General features: G+C 47.4%; 25 protein-coding genes. 11 read left to right on the forward strand and 14 right to left on the reverse strand.

What is annotated here, in order from left to right; genetic code table 11:
• The first annotated feature begins 51 nt into the window (after window positions 1-51).
• Window positions 52-729, forward strand: coding sequence for a response regulator transcription factor (locus T488_RS0114935; protein WP_028521497.1), 678 nt, complete (start codon window positions 52-54; stop codon window positions 727-729).
• Window positions 730-731: 2 nt separating this feature from the next.
• A complete protein-coding gene (locus tag T488_RS0114940) occupies window positions 732-2,006 on the forward strand; it encodes a sensor histidine kinase (RefSeq protein WP_028521498.1) in 1,275 nt (424 codons plus the stop codon).
• 307 nt (window positions 2,007-2,313) lie between these two features.
• On the opposite strand, the gene T488_RS0114945 is transcribed toward T488_RS0114940, so the two are convergent.
• Entirely contained in the window at window positions 2,314-3,264 is a 951-nt protein-coding gene (locus T488_RS0114945; RefSeq protein WP_028521499.1) for a glycosyltransferase, read from the reverse strand.
• 348 nt (window positions 3,265-3,612) lie between these two features.
• Between T488_RS0114945 and T488_RS0114950 the strand changes: the two genes are divergently transcribed.
• From T488_RS0114950 to T488_RS0114965, 4 genes are all read left to right on the forward strand, one after another.
• Complete coding sequence (locus tag T488_RS0114950; RefSeq protein ID WP_028521500.1) at window positions 3,613-4,320, forward strand: LytR/AlgR family response regulator transcription factor; 708 nt, start codon at window positions 3,613-3,615, stop codon at window positions 4,318-4,320.
• The gene (locus T488_RS0114955) at window positions 4,320-5,594 is read left to right on the forward strand and encodes a sensor histidine kinase (protein ID WP_028521501.1); all 1,275 of its coding nucleotides are present in this window, start codon (window positions 4,320-4,322) and stop codon (window positions 5,592-5,594) included. Before T488_RS0114950 ends, T488_RS0114955 begins: the two co-directional genes overlap by 1 nt.
• Before the next feature lie 275 nt (window positions 5,595-5,869).
• Complete coding sequence (locus tag T488_RS0114960) at window positions 5,870-6,460, forward strand: accessory gene regulator ArgB-like protein (protein WP_028521502.1); 591 nt, start codon at window positions 5,870-5,872, stop codon at window positions 6,458-6,460.
• Window positions 6,461-6,476: 16 nt separating this feature from the next.
• Window positions 6,477-6,632 carry a cyclic lactone autoinducer peptide gene (locus T488_RS0114965; protein ID WP_196243336.1) on the forward strand — a complete coding sequence of 52 codons (156 nt, stop codon included), beginning with the start codon at window positions 6,477-6,479 and terminating at the stop codon, window positions 6,630-6,632.
• A 49-nt stretch (window positions 6,633-6,681) separates the two neighbouring features.
• Here T488_RS0114965 and T488_RS0114970 read toward each other — a convergent pair whose 3' ends face one another.
• The 8 genes from T488_RS0114970 to T488_RS0115005 all read right to left on the reverse strand — a co-directional run bounded on the left by T488_RS0114970 (window position 6,682) and on the right by T488_RS0115005 (window position 11,926).
• Window positions 6,682-7,779: an alpha/beta fold hydrolase gene (locus T488_RS0114970; RefSeq protein ID WP_028521504.1), complete on the reverse strand. Its 1,098-nt coding sequence runs from the start codon at window positions 7,777-7,779 to the stop codon at window positions 6,682-6,684.
• A 260-nt stretch (window positions 7,780-8,039) separates the two neighbouring features.
• On the reverse strand, window positions 8,040-9,575 hold the full coding sequence (locus T488_RS0114975; RefSeq protein ID WP_028521505.1) for a DUF4153 domain-containing protein: 1,536 nt from the start codon (window positions 9,573-9,575) through the stop codon (window positions 8,040-8,042).
• 14 nt (window positions 9,576-9,589) lie between these two features.
• Complete coding sequence (locus tag T488_RS0114980; protein ID WP_028521506.1) at window positions 9,590-10,006, reverse strand: hypothetical protein; 417 nt, start codon at window positions 10,004-10,006, stop codon at window positions 9,590-9,592.
• Between the two features lie 14 nt (window positions 10,007-10,020).
• Window positions 10,021-10,314 (reverse strand): hypothetical protein, encoded by a 294-nt coding sequence (locus T488_RS0114985; RefSeq protein ID WP_028521507.1) that lies wholly within the window; start codon window positions 10,312-10,314, stop codon window positions 10,021-10,023.
• Window positions 10,315-10,404: 90 nt separating this feature from the next.
• A complete protein-coding gene (locus tag T488_RS0114990) occupies window positions 10,405-10,764 on the reverse strand; it encodes a hypothetical protein (protein WP_028521508.1) in 360 nt (119 codons plus the stop codon).
• Window positions 10,765-10,774: 10 nt separating this feature from the next.
• On the reverse strand, window positions 10,775-10,981 hold the full coding sequence (locus tag T488_RS0114995) for a helix-turn-helix domain-containing protein (RefSeq protein WP_028521509.1): 207 nt from the start codon (window positions 10,979-10,981) through the stop codon (window positions 10,775-10,777).
• A 15-nt stretch (window positions 10,982-10,996) separates the two neighbouring features.
• Entirely contained in the window at window positions 10,997-11,464 is a 468-nt protein-coding gene (locus tag T488_RS0115000) for a DUF2975 domain-containing protein (protein ID WP_028521510.1), read from the reverse strand.
• A 27-nt stretch (window positions 11,465-11,491) separates the two neighbouring features.
• Window positions 11,492-11,926, reverse strand: coding sequence for a hypothetical protein (locus T488_RS0115005; protein ID WP_028521511.1), 435 nt, complete (start codon window positions 11,924-11,926; stop codon window positions 11,492-11,494).
• A gap of 224 nt (window positions 11,927-12,150) precedes the next feature.
• Here T488_RS0115005 and T488_RS0115015 point away from each other — a divergent pair, with 224 nt between their 5' ends.
• Both T488_RS0115015 and T488_RS0115020 read left to right on the forward strand, forming a co-directional pair.
• Complete coding sequence (locus T488_RS0115015) at window positions 12,151-12,729, forward strand: RNA polymerase sigma factor (RefSeq protein WP_028521512.1); 579 nt, start codon at window positions 12,151-12,153, stop codon at window positions 12,727-12,729.
• Window positions 12,726-14,546, forward strand: a complete 1,821-nt coding sequence (locus tag T488_RS0115020) for a hypothetical protein (protein ID WP_028521513.1) — start codon at window positions 12,726-12,728, stop codon at window positions 14,544-14,546. The genes T488_RS0115015 and T488_RS0115020 overlap by 4 nt, the downstream gene beginning before the upstream one ends.
• Window positions 14,547-14,749: 203 nt before the next feature.
• On the opposite strand, the gene T488_RS0115025 is transcribed toward T488_RS0115020, so the two are convergent.
• The gene (locus T488_RS0115025; protein WP_242838365.1) at window positions 14,750-15,937 is read right to left on the reverse strand and encodes a glycoside hydrolase family 5 protein; all 1,188 of its coding nucleotides are present in this window, start codon (window positions 15,935-15,937) and stop codon (window positions 14,750-14,752) included.
• 227 nt (window positions 15,938-16,164) lie between these two features.
• On the opposite strand from T488_RS0115025, the gene T488_RS0115030 reads away from it, so the two are divergent.
• Genes T488_RS0115030 through T488_RS18260 form a run of 3 tightly spaced genes read left to right on the forward strand, consistent with a single transcriptional unit; the run spans window position 16,165 to window position 19,148 of the window.
• Window positions 16,165-17,256, forward strand: coding sequence for an iron-containing alcohol dehydrogenase family protein (locus T488_RS0115030; protein ID WP_037298544.1), 1,092 nt, complete (start codon window positions 16,165-16,167; stop codon window positions 17,254-17,256).
• Entirely contained in the window at window positions 17,244-18,341 is a 1,098-nt protein-coding gene (locus T488_RS0115035) for a metallophosphoesterase (RefSeq protein ID WP_028521516.1), read from the forward strand. Before T488_RS0115030 ends, T488_RS0115035 begins: the two co-directional genes overlap by 13 nt.
• A gap of 9 nt (window positions 18,342-18,350) precedes the next feature.
• Window positions 18,351-19,148 carry a TIGR02452 family protein gene (locus tag T488_RS18260; protein ID WP_037298547.1) on the forward strand — a complete coding sequence of 266 codons (798 nt, stop codon included), beginning with the start codon at window positions 18,351-18,353 and terminating at the stop codon, window positions 19,146-19,148.
• A 47-nt stretch (window positions 19,149-19,195) separates the two neighbouring features.
• On the opposite strand, the gene T488_RS0115045 is transcribed toward T488_RS18260, so the two are convergent.
• The 4 genes from T488_RS0115045 to trxA form a co-directional block, all read right to left on the reverse strand.
• The gene (locus tag T488_RS0115045; RefSeq protein ID WP_028521517.1) at window positions 19,196-19,942 is read right to left on the reverse strand and encodes an exodeoxyribonuclease III; all 747 of its coding nucleotides are present in this window, start codon (window positions 19,940-19,942) and stop codon (window positions 19,196-19,198) included.
• Between the two features lie 287 nt (window positions 19,943-20,229).
• Window positions 20,230-22,062 (reverse strand): hypothetical protein, encoded by a 1,833-nt coding sequence (locus tag T488_RS0115050; protein ID WP_028521518.1) that lies wholly within the window; start codon window positions 22,060-22,062, stop codon window positions 20,230-20,232.
• The gene (locus tag T488_RS0115055; protein ID WP_028521519.1) at window positions 22,052-22,546 is read right to left on the reverse strand and encodes an RNA polymerase sigma factor; all 495 of its coding nucleotides are present in this window, start codon (window positions 22,544-22,546) and stop codon (window positions 22,052-22,054) included. The genes T488_RS0115050 and T488_RS0115055 overlap by 11 nt, the downstream gene beginning before the upstream one ends.
• A gap of 385 nt (window positions 22,547-22,931) precedes the next feature.
• Window positions 22,932-23,264, reverse strand: coding sequence for a thioredoxin (gene trxA / locus T488_RS0115060; RefSeq protein ID WP_028521520.1), 333 nt, complete (start codon window positions 23,262-23,264; stop codon window positions 22,932-22,934).
• Window positions 23,265-23,285: the final 21 nt, after the last annotated feature.

Consider the following 23,285-nt stretch of genomic DNA (forward strand, 5'->3'; position numbering starts at 1 on the left):
TGGGTATCAATGTGATATAATAGTCATAAGAAAACCGAAAGGACAGTTTTTATGCGTATACTTATTATAGAGGACGACAGGGAGCAGTGTACGCTCCTTCAGTTCAGACTTGAAAAGGAGGGCTATTCCTCTGATATATGCTTTGACGGTGCCGACGCGGACTACTACCTCAGCAGCAACGCCTATGACCTTGTGCTGCTGGACTGTATGCTCCCCCACAAGGACGGTCTCACTATCCTAAGCGAAATGCGCAGCAGCGGCAATACTACTCCCGTTATCATGCTCACCGCTCTCGGGGAGCTCAGCGACAGGATCTCGGGACTTGACAGCGGCGCCGATGACTACATCGTAAAGCCCTATGAGTTCGGGGAGCTTATGGCGAGGATACGCTGCCGCCTCCGCAGACACTCGGGCATAGAGAGCCTGAGCAGGCTGAAAGCAGGAGACGTTGAGTACTCCGCTGAGGAAAAGGTGCTGACGGGGCCAAATGACAGCTGCACCCTCTCCAACAAGGAGAGCGAGCTCATGGAGCTCTTCCTGCGCAATCCCGACCAGACCCTCTCACGCTCCACCATACTCTCAAGGATATGGGGCGCGGACTACGAGATAGAGGGCGGAAACCTTGACAACTACATCTACTTCGTCCGCAGAAGGCTCAGAAAGGTGGGCAGCAGCCTTGCCATCAGGACCGTTCACGGCATAGGCTACCGCCTTTCCACGGAGGGCTGACCATGTTCAGAAAGGTACATATAAGGCTTACTCTGCTGTTCACGGCGGTGTGCGCTCTGGTCATAGTAATAATGTCGGGGCTGTATCTCTACCTGAGCAGACAGAATATCCGTGAGAACAGTCTCATGACCTTCCGCACGGATATGGCGTCTTTCAGCGCTTCACTGTCGGACAGGCACGTTGTCACCCAGAGCTGGCTAAGTTCGGTAAGGAGCAACTATAACTACAGCTTTTTCATCTATGACAACGAAAAGCCCACCCGGTTCACCGCCCTGACTGCCAATGAGGAAAGGGAAAGCCTCATAAATGATATTCGTCAGCACTTTTCCGACGAGATAAGGCAGCTCCGCTATACAGGCTCTGTCAGCCACAAGGAAATGACCTACAAAAGGAACGGCAGGGAATACTATGTGGGTATCATCTGTATCAGCGGCGAAAAGGGCTACACGGAGCTCTACGCGGCAGACTCCCTTGACGCAGAAAAGGAGCAGTTCCGCTCTCTGCTGCGCAACTTCATTATTATAATACTGCTTACTGTTGCAGCCCTTTTCGTTTTTGCCTTTATGTTCACAAGAAGGCTGCTTCTGCCCATAAAGAAGAACCACGAGCAGCAGGCGCACTTCATCGCGGCGGCTTCCCATGAGATACGCAATCCCGTGAATACCATAATCTCCGCCCTTGATGCCATGGACAGCTCCGAGGGGGCACAGCAGAAGGAGTTCGCGGACATCGCCCGCAAGGAGGGCAAGCGTCTCACTCTCCTCACAGAGGACCTGCTCACCCTTGCAAGGTCAGACAACGGCAGCTTCGCACCGAGAACTGCGCCCACAGAGCTGGATACGCTGGTGCTGGACTGCTATGAAGCCTTTATCGCTCCCGCAAAGGAGAAGAACATCACCATGAATATAAGCCTGCCCGACGAAAACGTCCCCAAGGCAGACGTGGACGGTGAGCGCATAAAGCAGGTAATATCCGTTATTCTCAGCAACGCCGTCAGCTATACTCCCGAGGGCGGAAGGATAGAGATAGCCTATACCGCTGACCGCTCATGGCACAGGATAAGGATCTCCGACAGCGGCGGCGGAATCTCCGACGAGGACAAGGAGCATATTTTCGAGCGTTTTTACCGCGCCGACCGCTCCCGTGAGGACCGCTCCCACTTTGGTCTGGGACTTGCCATAGCCAAGGAGATAACCGACCTTCACCACGGCACCCTCACCGCCGAGGACAGCCCCCTGGGCGGCGCATCCTTTGTGATATGTCTCCCCGTTATATAAAGATAAATCATAATTTTGCGGAGCAAAATTATGATTTGAGTAAGTAGTAAGTAGAAAGTAGTGAGTAGAAGACGATACACTGAATAATACTACTCTCTACTTACTACTCTCTACTCACTCATAATTTAACACCTGCGGTGTTAAATTATGATTTATATAATCTTCCTATCTGAAAAACAGAAAAGCTCCGCAAAAATGCGAAGCTTTCGGAAGGAATATCAAAGCCCAAGGATATTTCCCCAAGCCTTTTATCAATATATTGCTGCCCCTTGTTACAGGGAAGGGACAAGGCGCAGCATAGCGGATATCAAGCAAATGAAGGCTTTCTTGCCGAGCGCTCAAGGTGCTTATAGACCTCGATCCAGATGTTTTTGCCGGGCTCTGCCTTACGGATACGCTCCCTGCGGACAGGATCAAAGAAGCTCTTGAACTCTGCCAGCTCGTCAAGGAAGCTATCGTTATATTTCCTGAGCATTATGTCAAGGTTGCTCTTCCATTCACTGTAGCGCTTGCTGTCGAATTTCTCCTTCTCATAGAGGCGGAGAACCGCTACCTGCGGATTATAAACTATATCCACGCCGTTTTTCATCATGCGGTATCCGAACTCCCAGTCCTCTACCTCCTGACCGCGGAAATTCTCGTCAATACCGCCGAACTGCCTGATACACTCCATGGGTATGGAGAGGTTTGAGGTCTGGGTGAATATCATCTTATACTTTACCTTCTCAAAATCATAGCGGTAGGGCTCAAGCATTTTGAGGCGTATATCCTTGATATAGTAATAGCTCTTGTGCTTGTCCAGTCCGTAGGTCTCGGGCTCTGTGAGCCAGTAGCGTATGCCGTTCCTGAGTATCTCGCGGTTCTCAAAGAACACCTCATCGTTGTCCTCAAACACCTGCTTGGTGAGACCGAACTGCATAACGGGCTTGCCGTGCTTCTTATAGGCTTCATAGTGCCCCGCAACGAAGTCTCGCGGAGCGATCTCATCACCGTTGAGGAAGATGAGAAGCTCACCTGAGGCGCGTCTGATCCCCTGATTTTTAGCCTGTCCCTCTTTTGCGCCTGCAATAGTGAAACAGCGGACCCTTACACTTGAGGGGTGTTCCGAGATATAATCGGAAAGGTTATCACTCTCACCGTAATTTACGAAGATAAGCTCATACTCATCATGTGGGAAGTCCTGGTGTTCAAGCGAGTGGTACAATCTTACCGCTCTCTCAGTTGAGCGGCAATATGATACTATTATGCTGCATTTCATTATTATTTCTCCTGTACATCCTTTATTATGTTTTGACGGTATCCCCATACCGACTGATCCCCTGCTGTGAAAAGCAGAATAATTATATAACACAACTAAGTAAGATTATAGCGCAAAACCGTTATAAATTTCAAGCGAAATGCGCCAAGTGTAATTTTTGTGCGTGAAATGCACTGTTTTGTTCATGAAAAATTCATTTTTCTCTTAAAACCTGCCCTTAAATGATTGACAAAATATATTTTTTATAGTATAATTAATCCGTTATATGTTTTGCACGAAGTGACCGTTTTGCGTTGATTAGTCAGATTTTTAAACATCAGCGCGCTGGATAAAAGGAGGATAAACATATTGAATATCGCCATTTGCGATGATGAAGAAAAATTTTTAATCAAAATAAAAGAGGACATCTCCTCTCTCCAGTCCTATGACAATGAATTCTCCTTTGACGAATTCAGAACGGGCAGAGAGCTCCTTGCGGAATTTTCTGAGGACAAATATGCTATTATTGTCCTGGATATTGAAATGCCGGGGCTCAACGGTCTTGAAACTGCGGAATTTATCAGGAAAATTGACGAAAAGGTAATTATCATATTCCTGACGAGCTATGAGAAATTCGCCTGCCAGGGCTATGCGGTGAGAGCCTTCAGATATATCCTCAAAAACCAGCCCCGCTCTATTTATATGAAGCAGCTGGACGACGCGGTCAGGGAGTATTACCGCAATACCCGCTATATCATCGCATCGGACGGTGACAAGGACGAAAAGATACCTACCGATGATATTCTCTATATCGAGGTGTTCTCACATAAGCTCCTTATTCATACGAAAAACGGGAATTACTTCACAAAGGGCACCCTCTCGGAGCTTGAAGCCCAGCTGTCAGACCTGCTTTTCGCACGCCTTGACAAGAGCACCCTCGCCAACATCGCCAATATCGACTATATCCGCAAAAATCAGGTGATACTCACCAGCGGTGACACACTATTTGCAAGCAGAAATCATATCAAGAATATAAAACAGTGCTTTATGGACTACAGCAGGAGCAGGTGGAGCTGATGTTTACTTCAGAAAACATTATAGAAACCGTAAATTGCGCCCTTGAGGCGTGTATAACTATTTTTTACCTTTATCAGATAATGAAGGAGCAGTGCCGGTATTCCCCGAAGCTCCTTGTTGTCCCCGCCGTCATGATGTTCGGCGTTATCGAAGCCGTCACTGTCACCCACTTGAACCCCTGGTTCAAGCTGGTATTCATGTTCGGGGCGATGATGCTCATTTCCGTGACTATGTTCGAGAGCAAGATACGAAGTATCATCTTCTACTGTCTGATGTTCATTGTCGTCATACTTGCCTCAGAGATAATCCCTATGGGAGCTATAACGCTGCTCAATCTGGGAACTCCCGAAACACAGCTTACCTCGGGCATGGGCAGATATATCGGCATGGCTTGCTCAAAGCTGTTCTGCTTCTGGATATGTATATATATCGCGGAATACCTCAGACCCAAGCAGCGAGAGCTGCCCTTCAAAAACTGGCTTCTCATAATCTTCGTGCCGCTGCTGAGCCTGATAATCCTCAACGGTATTTTCGTATCACACGCTATTTCCCCGAGAAGGACTATCATTTATCTTCTCTCCGTGGCAGGGATATTCCTGCTGAATATACTTGTATTCGACTTTTTCGATACCTACTCCAACACTATCAAGCTCCAGCTCATGGAGCAGCGGCTCAAGTCCGAGGAGGAGAACTACAGGCTCATCGAAAACAAATATATAGAGATACGCCAGCTCAAGCACGACATCAGTAATCAGCTTGCGGCGGCTAAGAGAATGTTCCGACAGGGCTCGGGTCCCGAGGCTGTTGTACATCTGGACAGACTCTATTCAAAGGTCAATGAAGCCAGCGGAGTCTGCTATACAGGCATTTCCGCTATTGACGCCATAGTTAATATGAAATGGGGACAGTCCCTCGAAAAGGGTATCCCCTTCTCCTGCAAGGTCATGGTGACAGAACAGATGGAGACCGATGAGCTCCTCCTTTGCAGGATAATCGCAAATCTGCTGGATAACGCCATTGAGGGCACCCAGCGCTCTCAGTCAGAGGACAAATACGTGTATATCTCAATAATACAGAATAACAAAAAGCTGAGGATATGCGTTATGAACCCCTCCGACGAGGTGGACGCCGATAACCTGACCACAAAGAAAGAAGGATACGGTCACGGTATCGGAGTAAACAGCGTCCGCGAAGCCGTCAAACAGCTTGACGGTATCCTTTCCTTTAAATGGGAAAAGGGTATCTTCACAGCGGACATTATGATAGCATATTGAGATAAGTGCCGTAAGGCATTTATTTCTGCTCATAGTATTAACAAACTATGAACAAATATGTGCATTTCACGCTGAAAACTTACATTTCACGCTAAGTTCTTGATTTTCTGATTTTAAAGAGGTATGATATAAGATAGTCTGTTCCGTCTGTAAACAGACAAATATCCACGGCTTTGCCGTGGATAACTCCGCTTAAATGGGCTTTTGTCCCCTGCGGAGGCTCCTTTTCATCACGCAGAGTCGGAACTTACCCCCCGTACCGAAAAGGAGTCTCCGTGATTGGAAAATTATCGCTGAAAACCGCAGTTTTCTTCTCAGATAACAATATAATAAGCTCCGAGGACATAGAAGCTTATGCCTATGGACTGGAAATACTCATCTCTACCGTGATAAATTTCATGGCGGCGATTTTTATTGCCGTTCTGACAGGCGAATTCCTCGCATTTACCGTCTGCCTCGCGGCATTCATTACCCTCAGACTGCACGCGGGCGGCTACCACGCAAAGACCCATGTCGGCTGTGTTTCCGTACTTGTGGTCTTTCTTCTTGCATATACCGCTGCACTAAGGCTGCTGTCACCTGCGGGAAAGACCGTAACAGCTGCCGTTTTTCTTGTCATATCGACAGCCGCTATAATCGCTTTCGCACCCGTCGGACACCCAAATCACCCTCTTTCCGATAAAACAAAGAAAAAGCTGAGATCAAAAACACTTATACTACTCGGTATGTGGATCGTCTTTTGCATCGTTTTTCATTTCTTCAGGACAGAGCTGTCCTTTTTTGCTGCCTCGGGAGTTTTTACCTCCGCATTGGCAATGGCAGCAGAAAGGCTCAGGCTCGGCTCCGAAAAGAATGATCATATATAAGAAAGGAAAGAATGATTTGAAGAGGATAAAGAGGTTCATATTGAAGCACGGTCATGTAATAGCTGCTCTGGCTATTGCAGCAGCCACGGAATCAGCATCAAAGGCTTGCTGGTTCTGGTTCAACCAGCCAAAAGTACCCGAGGGGATGAAAAAATTCGTAAAGGACGCATAAAAAATACAGAATAAGACCCGTAAGCCGATCGCTTACGGGTCTTTATTTATCAGTCAAGGCTGTCTATGAATTCCTTTGCTATCTTTGCGCACTCCTCGGGTCTGTACTGATACTCGAAGTGGTCGCCGGGGAAGTCCTTTATCTGGCAGTTTCCAAGCTTTTCAATATAGGGCTCGATGACCTCACTGCGCTCCTTTGCAACTTCCTCAAGCATTTTATCAACGGCATAGGCTCTGCGCTCCTCATCGCTTCCCTCAAAATCATCGGCAAACCGATTGACCGTAAAGCATTCATCAAAGCCGCCGTTATCGTCTATGTACTTGTTTACATCATCAGTTGTACGGAAGCCGTTGCTGAAGCAGATATACAGCTTCGGAACATCATTGGGCACCAGTGCATTCCATGTATCATTAATGTTTCGCTCGAAGTATTTGCTTTCCTCATAGATCGAAGATGAAGCTAAAGTCGATGTATACATTATATCGAAGGCTCTCTGCTCATCGGCAGTATAATCGGGATCCTTGGGAATAAATGCGTGGAACGCCACATCTCCTACGCCAAGATTTGCAAGATAGTAGATCAGGTCCTTGCCCGGTCCCTCCTCGGGAGAATCTATGGGCTTGGGACATGATCCGTCAAGATTTACCATAGCCTCTATCTCGTCGGGATACTTGCTTACCCAGTAGGAAGCGTAAATGCTTCCGAGAGAATGGGGCATGAGGAGATAGGGCTTCTGCACTCCTGCATTTTCCAGTGCCTTGCGGTAGTCCTCAACTACATTCTCAACAGTCATATCCTTCTTGCTGTCATCGCTGGCATCATAGCCTGCACGGGACAGGAATATGACCTGATCGTCCCCCTGGAGATAGCTTGCATAGTCCTTCATAAACAGTCTGTAGCAGGGACCTGATCCCGAGAGGATAACTATCCTGTGGTCGCCGTTCTCATTGCCTGTTTTCTGAACATTGAGGGAATAGTCCCCCACGGAAACGGGATCATAGTAGCCCTTTTCCTTCAGAAATTCCTTGTTTTTTGAGATCATTATGCGGTGATAGATGAAAATTCCGATAATACAGATTATCAGAAGTATCAGCAGCACCAGAAGTATCTTTCCTATGACCTTGAATATCTTTTTTACAACTTCCATACCAACTATCCATTCCCGCGGAAATACAGTTCTTTCCGCATTTTATATTTGTTTTATCATACATCTTTTTTGCGAAAGATGTATATATACATCATATACGGCATCAACTCTGTTGTCAAGTCTTTTTCCGAAATTTTTCCTTATTGCATCAAATATAAATAGTCAATATGCGCGGAAAGAGGTATGCCTTTTTGATCCTTATAACGAGAAAAAGCCGCATTCTCCCTGACATACTGGGAAAATGCGGCTTTATCCAAAGCTTATTCGGTCATGCTGTCAACTATCATTGCGGGGATATTGTATCTTCCGTAGCTGTGGCGCTGATAGAGCCTGTATTTCACTTCGTTGACCTCCTCAGCTGTCACCTCGCCCTCCTCAAGTGCCACAAGGAGACCGTCATCGGACATATGCAGAATGGCTTTCGTATCAAGCTCGTCAAGCTGCTCTGCACGGTACATCTCTATGTTGTACTTTGCGATGATGGCTTCGGGACGCGAGAAACAGAGGAGTCCGAACATGAGAGTGAAGATAATGCACAGGTGCTTCGCAAACTTCATATCATAGCGGAACTGCTTTATTATTATCAGTACAAATACCAGTGCAAGAAGCACCATGAACCAGCTTGTGTAAACTCTCAGAACTGTAAGTCCGTAGGCGTTGATGTACATTACCATCTTGCTCATAGCTGTTGCGATGAGTATAATGGTGAATACGCTGATGACAATGCTGTAAAACTTCAGGGCAAAGGGCTTTTCCTTGCCTGCCTTCTTGGAGTGAAGGCTCATGAAGCAGAGAACGCCCAGATTGATGAGAGCTACCACAAATAGCTCAAAGAAGCCCCGTCTTGCGTAGTCTGCGTAGCTGTAGCCCTCGGGAAGGCTGCCCGAAAAGGCTGAGAGGAAGTAATTCGCCTGTGAGATGAAGAACAGCACATAGAGTATACATATAGGAGTTACTGCGGTGTATACCACAAGGTTGCTTACGAAGCGCATATTGAATATCTTGAACTTGCACAAATTGGGGTCAAGCTCTTTTATGCCGATGCGGTGAGTGCTGGTGTAGAGCATACCGAAAAGATACAGCGAAACAGGAAAAGCTATTGCCAGCTGGATAATGACGTTCCATATCTCCTCGCTGAAAATGCTGTTTATGACACCTGTGAGCATTCTCTCAACGCCGTCATCTGCGGACATGAGAAGTCCTGCAACTACAACTGTAAGGGGGATAGTGATAAGGAGTCCGATAATGATGTATTTTATATTTGTGGCTGTCTTTGAGTCCGAGAGTGAGTCCTGAGCGATGTCGGTCTGCTTTGTGAAGCCCGAGAATGGGTGACCGAATACAGCCTTTGTAAGTGCAAAGGGCAGATAGCGCTCCACGCCCTTGTTGTCTGCTCCCACAGAGTACACCAGATAGGCAATGCCGCAGAAAAGGAAGAGCACATCAAGAGTCTTTATGAAGTTGTTGGCGGTTATGGAAAATACCGCGGAAAATAGGTAAAATACCACGGTCAGCAGCTTGTTGTAGCCTGAGAAGGTGCAGCTTCGCTTCTTCATGTAGATAATTGCCGCGGTAATGATCGCTATAAATAGTCCCGTGGTGATGAAGCCCGTAGCGTGGAACACCACGAACCTGACGAAGAAGAATGCTGCAATAAACACGAATGCCGAAAGGATCAGCTCCCCCTTTGAGTATTCGGGCTTTTCCTTCACCTTTGCCACAGGGTGAGGCGGTGTATAGGGCATAGAATAGGGCGTACCCGGGTACTGTCCGTAAAGATTATTGTTATTATCCATTATGGTATCCTCCTTTATACTGTCTCATGGAGCTTTATACAATAGCTTCCGCCTGCAAGGCAGGTCACCTCTATCTCACCTCTGCCGTCGCTGTAATCGTAGAGCAATCTGCCGTCGTTTGTGGGGCGGAGTTCCAGAGGGGCGTTGACGTTCTCGGATATGAACCTTTCGTAATCGTCAGTCTCAAGCTCCACTGTCTCGCCCTTTTCACTGTCCCTGCCGCTGTAGCTGAAGTATCTGAACTCGTCCGCCTCGCTTATATCAAAGACCTGCTCTATGTGGGCAAGGTTCTCATCGCTGAGAGTTATGCGGTAGTTGACTCTGTACAGCCGCAGGGCAACAGCTCCCGAAAACAGGACTGAGCCTGCTGCGATAGTGCCTGCAAGTAATTTAAGAAATGTGTGTATGCCGCCTGTTGTTCCCTTTTTCATTCTTATCTCTCCTTTTAAGCTATGAGGAAAAAGTCAATGCCGTAGAGGAGCAGTGCTGTGAGTATGAGCCTGTAGACGGTCATTACCGCGCCCACTGACTTAGGCGTATATTCGTCCTTGTAGTAGAGCCGCCTGAACCCCAGCGGCAGAACTGCCGACAGAAGGGCGATGACACCTGCCATACACAGCCATTCGCTTCCCCCTGCGCAGAGCACAGAGCATACAAGGAAGTTCATGACGCAGAGACAGAGGTCTGTGCCGTAGGTTATTTTGAGCTCTCTTCTTTCCGTTGCAGCTGTCTTTTTCATAGTAACGCCTCCTCTTAAAGCATATTATACATATCTGAATATAGTATATTGACTGTATGCCGATGTGACGGGAGTTTCCTGTACTCCCCCTCAGACCATCTTTACTTTTATTGTTTCCGACCTTGCTTCGCTGTAACCGCGTGCATCGACTATCAGATTCAGCTCGCCTTTACGGCTTCCCGTTCTTATTGAGCTGCCCTCACCTGTGATGACCAGCCCGTCCACGGAACCGTCGTCCCAGTAAGCGTCACATATGCCTGCGGTATCATATTTTTCTATATCAGCTATATCATGTAAATTTATCACCGTGCCTGCGCTGAATGTGAGGTCATTCTTTGGAGTTATCCTCGGAACACCTCTCGTATACCGGAATAATCCTGCTATCATAAATCCCGCACATATCACCCCGAAAGCGCCGGTCACCAGAACTATCCATTTCAGTACCTTCATATTATCCCCCCTATTCTCTCTTGAACTCCAGTATATCCCCCGGCTGGCAGTCCAGCTCGTCGCATATCTTTTCGAGAGTGGAAAATCTTACCGCCTTTGCCTTTCCCGTTTTCAGTATGGAGAGGTTTGCAGTGGTTATGCCCACCCTTTCGGCAAGCTCCTGAGAGGACATCTTCCGCTTTGCCATCATTACATCAAGATTTACTACTATCGGCATGGAAAGCACCTCCTGTTATATAGTAAAGTCGTTTTCCGACTTTATCTCTACTGCCTTTTCAAAGACATTTTTCAGCACCCTCATAATAAGTCCGAACATTACAGCTATCATACCAATAAAGGCGAATATCGAACTCCAGAGCCCGAATATCATGAGCACTACGCCTACTGCGATACATATCCAGGAAATGCGTCTCAGGCAGGAGGTGTTCTTGGGAATGAATACCTGGTCCTTGCTGATGTTTCTCAGCAGCAGATGAAGGTTCCACAGTGCTGCCAGCGCCAGCGCATCGCATACATAGAGTGTTACGCACATTGGTATGAACATCGAGCTCCTGTCAAGTATGCCCGCTGTCTCTACTGCCATCACGTACTGATACCACTCAGACAGCGTGGGGATAAAGAATGCAACGAATATCGCCACTCCTGCTGCCACAACGGTCAGTATACGGGATAGAAAAAGTGATTTGTCCTTGTTCCACATAAAAATAAGCTCCTTTATATTATTTGGTCAGCGCCATATATCGTAATCAAGGCTTTTTATATATGACGGAGTGTCCGCCGTCTTTCCTATGGTGTCCTCTGCTCTGAAAAACACAGGCTGCTGCATTCCGACGTCAATGAATATCTCTGCAAGATAATCCTCTGTGGCAGTGAGCAGGCAGATCCTTGTGTTTTTGTCCTCCGTGCCGTCCTGTATCACATATCCGAGACACTTCCCCACATCTTCGCCTTTAAGGGACCTTTCCACGGTGCCATAGGGGAGGAATTTTCTTCCATCGTACTCTATTTCCAGATAGGTATCGTCCTTGTCAGTTGGAGAAACATAAGTCTTTGTGTTGAATTTTATGGGCTCAGGCGGCAGGTCGCAGTTTATTCCCTTTCCGCAGCCGGTCAGGATAAACAGCGTTCCCAGAAGCGCCGCAGCCTTACTCATCGTCCTCATACAGACGTTTCCTTTCCTACGGACCTGTGCCGTATTTCTTACTGTGACTATAGTATATCACATAAAATATCATTTGTCAATAGAAAATTATTGTTTTTCAATAATTTTTTTCTGTTTTTCAAAGAGCTTGAATTTTTTCTCCAAAAATGATAGAATTATGTGTCTGTTTTTTTTATCCGGTTCGATTATATTATTGAATGCATTCAAAAAAGGAGGAGTTCCTGATGACGGACACGGAACTGCGTATGCTTATGGCTGAGTCTGTGCAGAAATGCCACAGGGCGGTCTTTGACAGATACTGCAACTATGTTTACGCCATTGTTATCAATATACTGAGAAACTGCGGCAGCCGCGAGGACATTGAAGACTGCGTCAGCGATGTCTTTTTCAAGATATACAAACAGCTTGACACCACCACGGAGTTTTCGGGGGATCTTAAAAGCTTTATCGCCGCAGTAGCAAGAAATACCGCTATAGACGCCTTCCGCAGGCTCAGCCTGAGAAATAACAGGAGCGTTTATATAGACGACGATACAATGGACGAGCTTCGCTCAGATGAGAGGATAGAGGAAAATGCCGAAAAAGCCGAGCGCTCACACATTATCCTCGGTAAGATAAAGGAGCTGGGCGAACCCGATACTACTATTATAATACAGCAGTATTACTACAACCGTACAGCCAAAGAGATAGCAAAAAGCATTTCCATGACAGCTTCGGCAGTCCAGAAACGAAGCAGCCGCGCCAGGCTGAAACTTAAAGACCTGCTCTGTGAAGCAGGTTTTAGTAAGGAGGATCTCATATGAAAGACGATCTTTTTAAGAATACCGATGATATGACCATAGATTCCCTTGCTCAGGACTTCCCCGTACTCACTGATGAAGAAAAGGAGAGGATCTACGCTATGAGCGAGAGAAAATACAATAACGATACAGATATGAATGCAGACAAGAAATTCGACAGAAAAATTGAAGTAACAGGCGTTGAGCGCTATAAGCGTCCCAAGTGGAGGAGCGCTTCCATAGCGGCAGCTGCCGCACTTGTACTGGGTGCAGGCTCCTTCGGAGGCTACAACATCGCACAGCAGTTCCGTGACGGCAACGGCGAAGACGAGCTCCCCACAAATGTTTCCGAGGAAATGTCACAGGAGAGCACAGGGGCTGTTGATGACAGCCGCGCAGAAGAATACCGCATCACCGCGGAGTCTCTGCTGAACGCATATGAGGACTTTATACAGCCCTATAATAACGATGAGATACTTGAGCGTGGTCTGACCGAAGAAGAACGCAACAGTATGTCCGTCGAAGAACAGGATGAATACCTTAGAAGGAATGACAATCCGAACTACTCTTTCTTCTGGTTTGCACTGGAAGACGAAAATGCTACATCATGGGCAGGACATGATCGCGGGATCTGGAGCTATGAGTATTATGCCACAGGAATGAAGTACAACAATACCGATGAGGTAATGGATAAGGCGCTTTCCTTTATGTCACAGAGCTGCATCGACAAGCAGTTCCCCGATCTTATAGGCGATGACCTTACAGACTATGAGGCTAACCGCATATATTCCGTTAATGAAGCCCCCCCTCATTTCGGCACCTACACGATGATAGGCGGCAAGCTTTATTGCAGCAGCGAAAAATATGATGACATTTATAAAATACCTTCCACATACAGCTTTTATCACCTCAAGGACGAGCCCATCGAAATATCCGACATTACCGATAACAGCTTCACTGCCTGCGTACACTATGAATTTACCAGTGTGCCCAACAGGTGTGATATGAAAATGAAGATCGTAAACGACGGCAATAAATGGGTCATAGATGATATCGGGACAACAGGTCCCGAGCTTGATGCCCAGAAGCTGGAGATCGTGGATAAGATGCTCAATTCCATGGATCACTATGACAAAATAAGTGCAAAAAAGGCAAATGCTTATTTAAGTAATGACGCTGATATAGGATCTCTCATCATGCCGAACAAGTACTACGCCGATAATAATGCACTGACATCATATAATATTAACGGCAATGACATAGATTATAATGGCGCTCAGGACATTCAGTCGCTCCTTGATTTTGTAAAGAGCGTTGATATTGATTCTCAGAAATCAGAAGAATCTTACTGTGACGGAGAAAAGAACTATTACTGGAACAGTCATGACGGAAATAGCGGATATAATAAGTTTGATAACTTTGTCCCGAGAAAGGACGATCCCAAGCTCAGTCTTGAAAACAGCATCAGGGTCGTAGACCCAGGGACCACAATAGGAAAAGAAACAAGACCAATGAACTGCCCCAACGGTCAAGATCTCGTCATTTATTACCTCTATGATTTCAGTAAATGGGATATTACAGGCGATACTACCTTTGAAGGCAGAGACTGCTATGTAATTGATTACCATTCATCTACATCTGTAGAAGGCAAAGATTATCAAAAAGATATTACCTGCTATGTAGATAAGGAAACAGGTATCCCCATGTATCAGCAGACCATTGCAAATGACGATGTTTATGTTATCTACAACTTCTACTATGACGTTCACTTCAATGAGGGCGCTGAGCCTATGCCCGAGGTAAACATAGACAAGAGTCTCTTTACTGAAATGTACTCATGATCACTTTTAGCGAGTAGACGGATATAAATAAAGAAATAATGCCCCGAGGCACATCATAGTGCTTCGGGGCATTGTGTTTTATAAATTATGAGTGAGTAGAGAGTAGTAAGTAGAGAGTAGTATTATTCAGTGTATCGGCTTCTACTCACTACTTTCTACTTACTACTTACTCAAATCATAATTTTGCTCCGCAAAATTATGATTTATATGCACTTTTTTACGTCGGAGCGTCTGCCTGCCATGGGGTCTTTATTCTTTACGCCGTTGATAATGGCTTCTATTATCCCGGGCTGTGTAGCCTTTACCGCCCGGCGGTCAAACAGCGCAAGACCGAATTTGCCGTTGAAGCCGTTGTCCCAGTACACGGGGACAATACCATTCTGAGCCGCAGTACCTGCCACAAATCCGTCATAGTAGGCGCGGTTCTCGTTTATCCTGTCGGGGATATGGGGAGCGCACACCGCACGGTCTATACAGCCGAATTCTCCTATAACTACAGGTATCCCCCTGTCGATGTAGTCCTTTTTAAGCTTGGCGAACTGAGCCCTTATATGCTCCTCATCGCCCCAGTCAGCCATATATCGCTGATCTGCCAGCTCAAGCTCGATGATCTCCTGTCCCTTTTCGCCCCAGAGGAAAATGGTCTTTTCCTCCTCGCCGCAGTAGTCCCACGGGTCATAGCAGTGAACGGAGAGTATGAGCCTGCCCTCTCCGCAGGTGCAGAGCTTATCCTCGGGAAATCGGAATCCGTATCCGCCGCAGGTATAGTTTATATCCGTATTCCAGCCTGCCGCCATGAGCCAGCGGTGGGTATTATTGCCCCCGGTGCTTCTGACAGTGTCGATGAAAATGCGGTTGTAATCATTGATATTCTCGTAATACTCCGCAACGGGAGTGTGATATATCCCGTCGAAGACCTCGTTCATGCTCTCGAAGATGAGGTGCTCGTCATAGTCCGCAAAGCGCAGAGCTATCTGCCGCCAGACAGCGGCGTATTTTTCCTTTATGTAGGACTGGTCGCTGCCGTCACAGAGAAGCCATCCCCCCTTGATGGTATGGTAGCCGTCACCGTGGATATTGATAATGACGAAAAGCTCTCTGTTATAGCAGTAATCCACCACCTCGGCTATCCTGTCCAGCCATTCCCGGTCTATCTTATATCCGCAGCTGTCGTCGATCTTGCTGAGAAAGGAAACGGGTATCCTGACGGTACCGAAGCCCGCATCCGCAACAGCGTCCACCATTGCCTGGGAAGCCCTCGGGTTGCCCCATACAGTCTCATCGGGAGTTCCTCCCCTGTTTGCTTCAAGGGTGTTTCCGTAATTCCACCCTGCCCCCATTCTGTCAGCGATCTCGTCAGCAGCTACCCTGAAATCATTGTCATTCTTCATAAGGCATATTCCCCCTTGCTGCCGTGGAAAGTTACACATATTATAACACAGGAAACTGCCCATTTCAACCGAATACAGGGCATAGAAGATTATATGCAACAAAGAGGCGTTTTTTTTACCCATATATTGACCGCAGATGAAAATTATGATAATATTAAAATATGTGGCGATGACCGCATTGTCCCGCCATTCGGATACTTTTTTCATTCCTGGATAAAGGTGATATTATGAATTATTATATGCCTGTAAAGGTTTTTTCGGAAAATAACTGCGTGCTGGTACACAGCGCCGACCTGGCAGCTCTGGGAAGCTGCGCACTCATCGTAACGGGAAGGAGCTCCTCAAAGAAAAACGGCTCTCTGGACGATGTAAAGGCTGCACTTGAGGCTGAGGGTATAAGATACACGGTCTTTGACGAGGTAGAGGAAAATCCCTCAGTGGAGACTGTCATGAAAGCCCGTGATATTGGTGTTTCCTGCGGCGCGGACTTCGTTGTGGGAGTGGGCGGCGGCTCACCTCTTGACGCTGCAAAGGCTATCGCTGTCATGATAAAAAATGCCGGCTCTCCCCGGGAGCTGCTATTCGATGCCGGCGCCTCTCCCGACAATATCCCCGTTGCTGCTGTTCCCACTACCTGCGGAACAGGCTCGGAGGTCACGGGGATAGCTGTGCTCACACGCCATGACCTGCGCACCAAGACCTCAATGGTACATAAGGTATTCCCCGATATTGCCCTATGCGACGGCAAATATCTGATGGGAGCTCCCATAAAGGTCATTGCAAATACTGCCGTTGACGCTCTGGGACATATGATAGAGAGCTATATAAACTCCGCCGCTACGCCCTTCAGCCGTATGTTCGCTGATACGGGACTGAAGCTGTGGAGCAGCTGCCGCAGATACCTCAGCGGAGAGGAAAAGCTCACGGAAAAGGCTGCTGCGGACCTGCTCTGTGCCTCTACTTTCGGAGGAATGGCTATTGCCCACACGGGTACATCGGTGCCCCACGGTCTCAGCTACACTCTCACCTACGAGGGCGGTATTCCTCACGGAGCTGCTGTGGGACTTTTCCAGAGCGGCTACCTCAGACTTGCCGATGAAGCCGACCGCAGCCATATACTCTCCCTCGCAGGCTTTGACAGCACCGAAAGTCTGGCTCGGTTTATCGCTGAAATCAGCCCGGTAATGGCTGACAGGGAGCTTCTTGAAAGGGCTGCGGAGAACCTGCTGAAAAATACGAAAAAGCTGGCAAGCTGCCCCTATAAGGCTGACAGGGACGCTCTTTACGATATAATAGGAGGAGTTATATGTTCTGGCTGATACTCTTTGCACTCCTGCTGATAATGGCTGTGGGGGGAACTGTCTATCTGTTCACTCGCTTTCACAGATTCAGCTTCATGGAAAAATTCGGCGAGAAGCACAAGGTGCTCTCCTGGCTCGCCTGCCTGATACCCTTCGGCGGACTTGCCTGCTTCGCCTTTATCAATATCTACACCGTCATAGTTGTGGTGCTCCACCTTATGATATTCTGGCTCATCGCTGACATCATCGCCGCCATAGTCAGAAAAATAGCAAAAAAAGAGCGCCGCCGCAATATCGAGGGAGTTATCGCCATTCTCTTTACGGCGGTATACCTTGCCATAGGCTGGCACAACGCCCACGACGTAAGGCGTACAGCCTATGAGCTCCACACGGACAAGCCACTCCCCGGGGGAGGTATCCGAATTGCCGCTATCGCTGACCCTCACCTGGGTATCACACTCAAGGGTGATGACTTCGCAAGGGAGATGGAGCGCATACAGGCTGAAAAGCCCGATATGCTGGTCATCGCAGGCGATTACGTTGACGACGACTCATGCAGGGAGGACATGGTCCGCTCCTGTGAAGCTCTCGGAAAACTGGATACAAAATACGGAGTCTACTTCATCTTTGGCAACCACGACAAGGGCTATTTTGAAGGCTACCGTGACTTCACTGCCGATGACCTCCGCCAGGAGCTGAAAAAGAACAATGTCACAATCCTTGAGGACCAGTCCGTGGAGATAGCTGAGGGACTTACCCTCATTGGCCGTCAGGACAAGAGCAACGAAGCCCGTGCTGAAATGTCCGCCCTTGCTAAGGATATGAACGCTGAGAGCTTCAACTTCATTCTCGACCACCAGCCCAATGACTACGCAAATGAGGCGGAGTCGGGCGCAGACTTAGTATTCTCGGGTCATACCCACGGCGGACATATCTGGCCTGCGGGACAGATAGGACTGCTCCTCGGCGCCAACGACAGAGTATACGGAACTGAGAAGCGAGGCAATACCGAATTCATCGTAACATCGGGCATTTCGGGCTGGGCTATCCCCTTCAAGACAGGTACATTCTCTGAGTATGTCATCATCGACATAAAGAACTGAGGTGTTTTTATGAACAACATCGCCATTGCAAATGAGACCATGAAGATAACCGCCGACGGCTTCTATGAGCTGGGCGGCAAAAAAATTGAGCTGCCCTGCGAGGACACCTCTGCCGTTGAGGTATGGGCTCCCGAAAATGGCGCTGCCCTTGTGGAGTCTACGGTGATACCCGAGGGCGATATGTGCACCATCACCGTCACTAAGGAGGACTCATTCACTGCCGCCAGCCGCTTTGAAAACGCCTTTGTTATGAACTTCGCCAACGCTCACAAGGCAGGCGGCGGCTTCCGTCTGGGAGCCAATACCCAGGAAGAGGCGCTGTGCAGGTGCAGCACCCTTTATGCCTCCATAACTTCCGAGGCTGCGGGAGAAATGTACCGCTATAACAACACTCACCTCAGCTCCACGGAATCGGACTATATGCTGTATTCGCCTGATGTATGCGTTTTCCGAAGCTGTGAATGTGAGCTGCTGGAGAAGCCTTTCATGGCGTCCGTCATAACCGTGCCTGCTCCCAACAGGCGGGGCGCTGCTATCTTTGCTTCAAACAAGAAGATAGCCGAGGTGATGACAAGGCGCATACGGATAATGCTGGCAATTGCCGCAAAACACGGTCACAGGAGCATTATTCTCGGAGCCTGGGGCTGCGGAGCCTTCGGCAACTCCTCAGAAGATGTGGCAGGCTATTTCCGGAAGGTCCTCATTGACGAGAAGTACGGACAGCTCTTTGATAACGTCTGCTTCGCCATCTATTCCTCGGGAAGCGACAAGAAATACAATATCTTCTCGGAGGTATTCAGCCGATAAAATAACAAAGCCATAAAGAAGCTCTTGCCTCTTTATGGCTTTTTCGTTTATTCTATGGTTAGCATTACGGGACAATGGTCGCTGCCCATTATATCCGTGAGTATCTCGGAATCCTTTACCCTCTCCATAAATCTGTCCGACACCACAAAATAGTCTATGCGCCAGCCCGCGTTCTTCTCACGGGCTTTGAAGCGGTATGACCACCAGGAATATGTAACGGTATCGGGATAGAGCTTTCTGAATGTATCAGTGAAGCCTGCACCTAAAAGCTCCGTGAACTTGCCGCGCTCCTCGTCGGAGAAGCCTGCATTTCCGCGGTTGGTCTTGGGATTTTTCAGGTCTATCTCGTTATGAGCAACGTTGAGGTCGCCGCAGTACACCACGGGCTTTTTCTTGTCAAGCTCCGACAGATAGCCTCTCATGGCGTCCTCGAACTCCATGCGGTAGTCTATGCGCTTGAGACCGTCCTGTGCGTTGGGCACATAGCAGCACACGAAGTAAAAGTCCTCATACTCGCAGGTGATGACCCTTCCCTCGTCAAGGTGCTCGCCTTTTATGCCGTAGGTCACGGAAATGGGCTCTGTCTTGCTGAAAACGGCAGTTCCCGAGTAGCCCTTCTTTACAGCGCTGTGAAAATATATGTGATAGCCCTCGGGCTTGAAGTCCGCCTGATCGGGCTGCATTTTTGTTTCCTGTAAGCAGAATATATCAGCATCCGCAGCCTTGAAAAAGTCCTCAAAGCCCTTTTGCAGACAAGCACGAAAGCCGTTTACGTTCCATGATATGAGCTTCATAGTTATACCTCCGAAAAAATTTCTCCGCAGCCATACCGACTGCGGAGACTTTCATATATTATAACATATAAGTACGAAAATAGCAAGATGCGCGGAGAAAAACTGCTGTTTTATGATTCTTCGCCGCGAAACAGCCTGCGGGGGCTCCCCGCTTATAACATAAAAGCACTATAATAGCAAGGGACGCGGCGAAAAAGTTCCCGTGCGACGTATTATAACGCGAAAAAGGGGGCGCAGGCTCTGCGCTTATAACATAAAAAGCCATAAATAGCAAGATGCGCGTGCCGTTATTCTGCAAACATATCCAGAATATCCTGATATACCTTGCCGTCATCAGCAAAACTGTGCATTGTAAGATTCTCTTTGCCGTTGTTGTTTTCAGTCCATGTAAATGCACCTGTATCGTATATCACTAATTTATAAGCATATTTTTCATTTGCTCCGACGTAAGAATATTCCTTTTTTGCTTCACCGATCTTTCTGAAAAATACAGTTATTTTCTTATCACTCGGACTAAACTCGCCCGGTCCTATTTCTGATGACATATCATAATTATCAAGATATTCAAACAATCTATTCTTATCAATATCATTCTTTTTGATGTCATCGCTGAGGTCAACGGTATAGCTCTCTTTATCAACTTTAAGCTTGCTGTATATTGTAGTTTCTTCGCTGTTCTCTGTGAAATGAGCGTCAAGTATCTCCCTGAACCTGTTCAGTGAGCTGTCAAACTTCAGCCTGTATGCACACTGATGTGTATCGCCGCTCTGTGGGTAGATATAGCCATTTCTGCTGATAATTGCGCCTGCAATATAGAAATCCTTATAGATATTCTCATCGCTGACCTCGCAGGTCACCCATTCAAGGGAAGCAAGCTCATTTTTCAGTCCCTCAAAGTCACTGACGGTGACATCGGTGTCCCCTGTGAACTGTCCGCTGTCCTTGCGGAATTTTGCAGTCTTTCCGTCATAGTTCTCATTAAATGCATCCCGTATAATGTAATCCTGAACGTCTGTGCCGTATTGGTTCAGTATAAAATGCTCATCAAGCATTTCCCTGAATGCCTCAACGTCGCTGTCATTTTCAAGAGCAAAGCAGGTCCTCATAATATCACCGTTCTCAATACGGATAATTCCGTTTCGTGAAATGTACAGACATGAAGTTTCATAATTACCTTCCGAACCATTTAACGCGCTGAGCATATATACGGCATCTGTCATGGGAACAAATCCCGGATAGACCCAGTCAAACTTCAGAAGGTCTGCCTTTAATGTATTGAAGTTGACGATCTTGTATTCCACAGGTCCGTCATAACTGCCCGACATATAATAAGCATAATCGCTGTCAATATGATTGAATTTTTCGTCCAGCAGCGATCTCAGACCTTCATTTGCGTCAGGGCTGTTAACTGCCCAGTCGATAGTGTACTTCATAAGCATTGCCCTGAGATCATCAAATCCCTCTTCTCCGTTTTTCAGACGGTGATAGGTAACTCTCGAAGCTGACATATCGCTCCATACATAGGTGCCGTTATTATATACCTGACAGATATATTCCGCAGATTGATCCATAGTCAGATCCAGAAGCTGATAGCTGAAGTCTTTCCCCTGATCCATTCTTCCAAAGCGGAAATAAATACATTCACTGCCTAATACGGCGCTATCCTTGCGTATTTCCTCGTTATCACCGTAAGTGTCCATGTAATCAAAGAATTCTGAAGCAGAATTGCATAAAACCAGCTTCGCTGCATTTTCTGTCCCATGAGCCGCACCGACCAACATACAGTAATCGTCCTTCTCACTTCTGAGAGCAGCATATATTGAGCCGTCGTCAACGAACTTATTTCCGTCCTTGTCGGTGATCACGTTGTCGCTGTTTACCTTTGAAAAATGATAGGCTGTTCCGCCTGCGGCTCCTCCTATTATCACGAATGCCGCTGCTAAGGCGGCAAACTTTCCCCATCTGCGCCCCGGAGTAATGACCTCCGCCTCTCCGCTGACTATCTCCTCATACTCGGCGTCCTCGGAAGGCTCGGCGCTCAGCTTTTCCTGCATACGGCTGCGGAAATCATCGCTGCAGCGTATCTTTTTCAGCAGGTCATCGTATTCATTAGGTCTCATAGATATAGCCCTCCTTTTCCAGTTCTGTTTTCAGCTTTTTCCTGCCGCGCTGCAGCAGCGAGCTGACGGTGTTTTCGCTCTTTCCCAGTATCGAGGCTATCTCTCTGATGTTGTACTCCTCATAGTAATAGAGGAATATCACAGATGAGTATCTCTCGGGGAGCTTTGCTATCCGCTCCCTTATCTCGTTGTCTCTGGGAGTGAATTCACAGCTCAGCGTATTTGCCAGAGCTTCATCGAGAGGAGTGTCCCGTCTTATACGGGCACTTTTTCTCAGGTTCTTGCAGCGGTTTATTGCTGTACGCAGCAGCCAGGCTTTCATATGTTCATCGGACTCAAAATCCTGCGGCTTTGTATGGAGTGTCAGAAAGACCTCCTGGGTAATGTCCTCTGCCTCGGGGTAGCTGCCCGTCATGGCGAAGGCTGCCCGCAGGACCGTGTCGCCGAATTTATTGAATGCATACAGCGCGGAATTATCATTCATGGTATTCCTCCTTTCCGTCAGAAGCGTTGCTTCACTAATATATACAATGCTGAGGAGCATTTCCGTGCAATGTCTGAAAAAAAAGGGCTCACTAATGACCGTTATACTCATATAGCAGTTTTATACGCAATTTTGAGGAAAGCCATTTTGAAGAAGTGCTTCCCTTAATTCTTTTTCTGAGGACTCTGTTTCGTTTTTATCAGGACAGGGCGCTTGATAATATATGCCTTTTTATTATATTTAAGGCGCCCTGTCCTGATAAAAACCAGCCAAAAGTCTTTGGAAAAGGGGTTCGGGGAAAGAACCTTTCCTCAGAAAGGTTTTTCCCCGATATTTACGTATAAACTTCTATATCAGCACCACGGTTATCGGTGAGTCCTCAGGCTTACTTTACGTCGGGATAAACTCCGAGCATATCATAAATGTCCTCCTTGGGACGAAGTCCCACAGCCTGCTTTACGATAGCGCCGTCCTTGACAACTACCAGAAGGGGGATGCTTTCAACTCTGAAAGCAGCTGCAAGCTCGGGCTGCTCGTCAACATTTACCTTGCCGACCTTTATCCTGCCGTCAAGCTCATCGGCTATCTCCTCAACTATGGGTGAGAGCATCATGCAGGGACCGCACCATGTTGCCCAGAAGTCGAGAAGAATGGGCATACCCTTATAGTTGCGCACTTCCTCGTCGAAGTTTTCCTTTGTGATGATTATTTCATTCATAATAGACCTCCTTCTGATCTG

The organism is Ruminococcus flavefaciens ND2009 (genome assembly GCF_000621785.1).
Classification (GTDB): Bacteria; Bacillota; Clostridia; order Oscillospirales; family Ruminococcaceae; genus Ruminococcus; species Ruminococcus flavefaciens_C.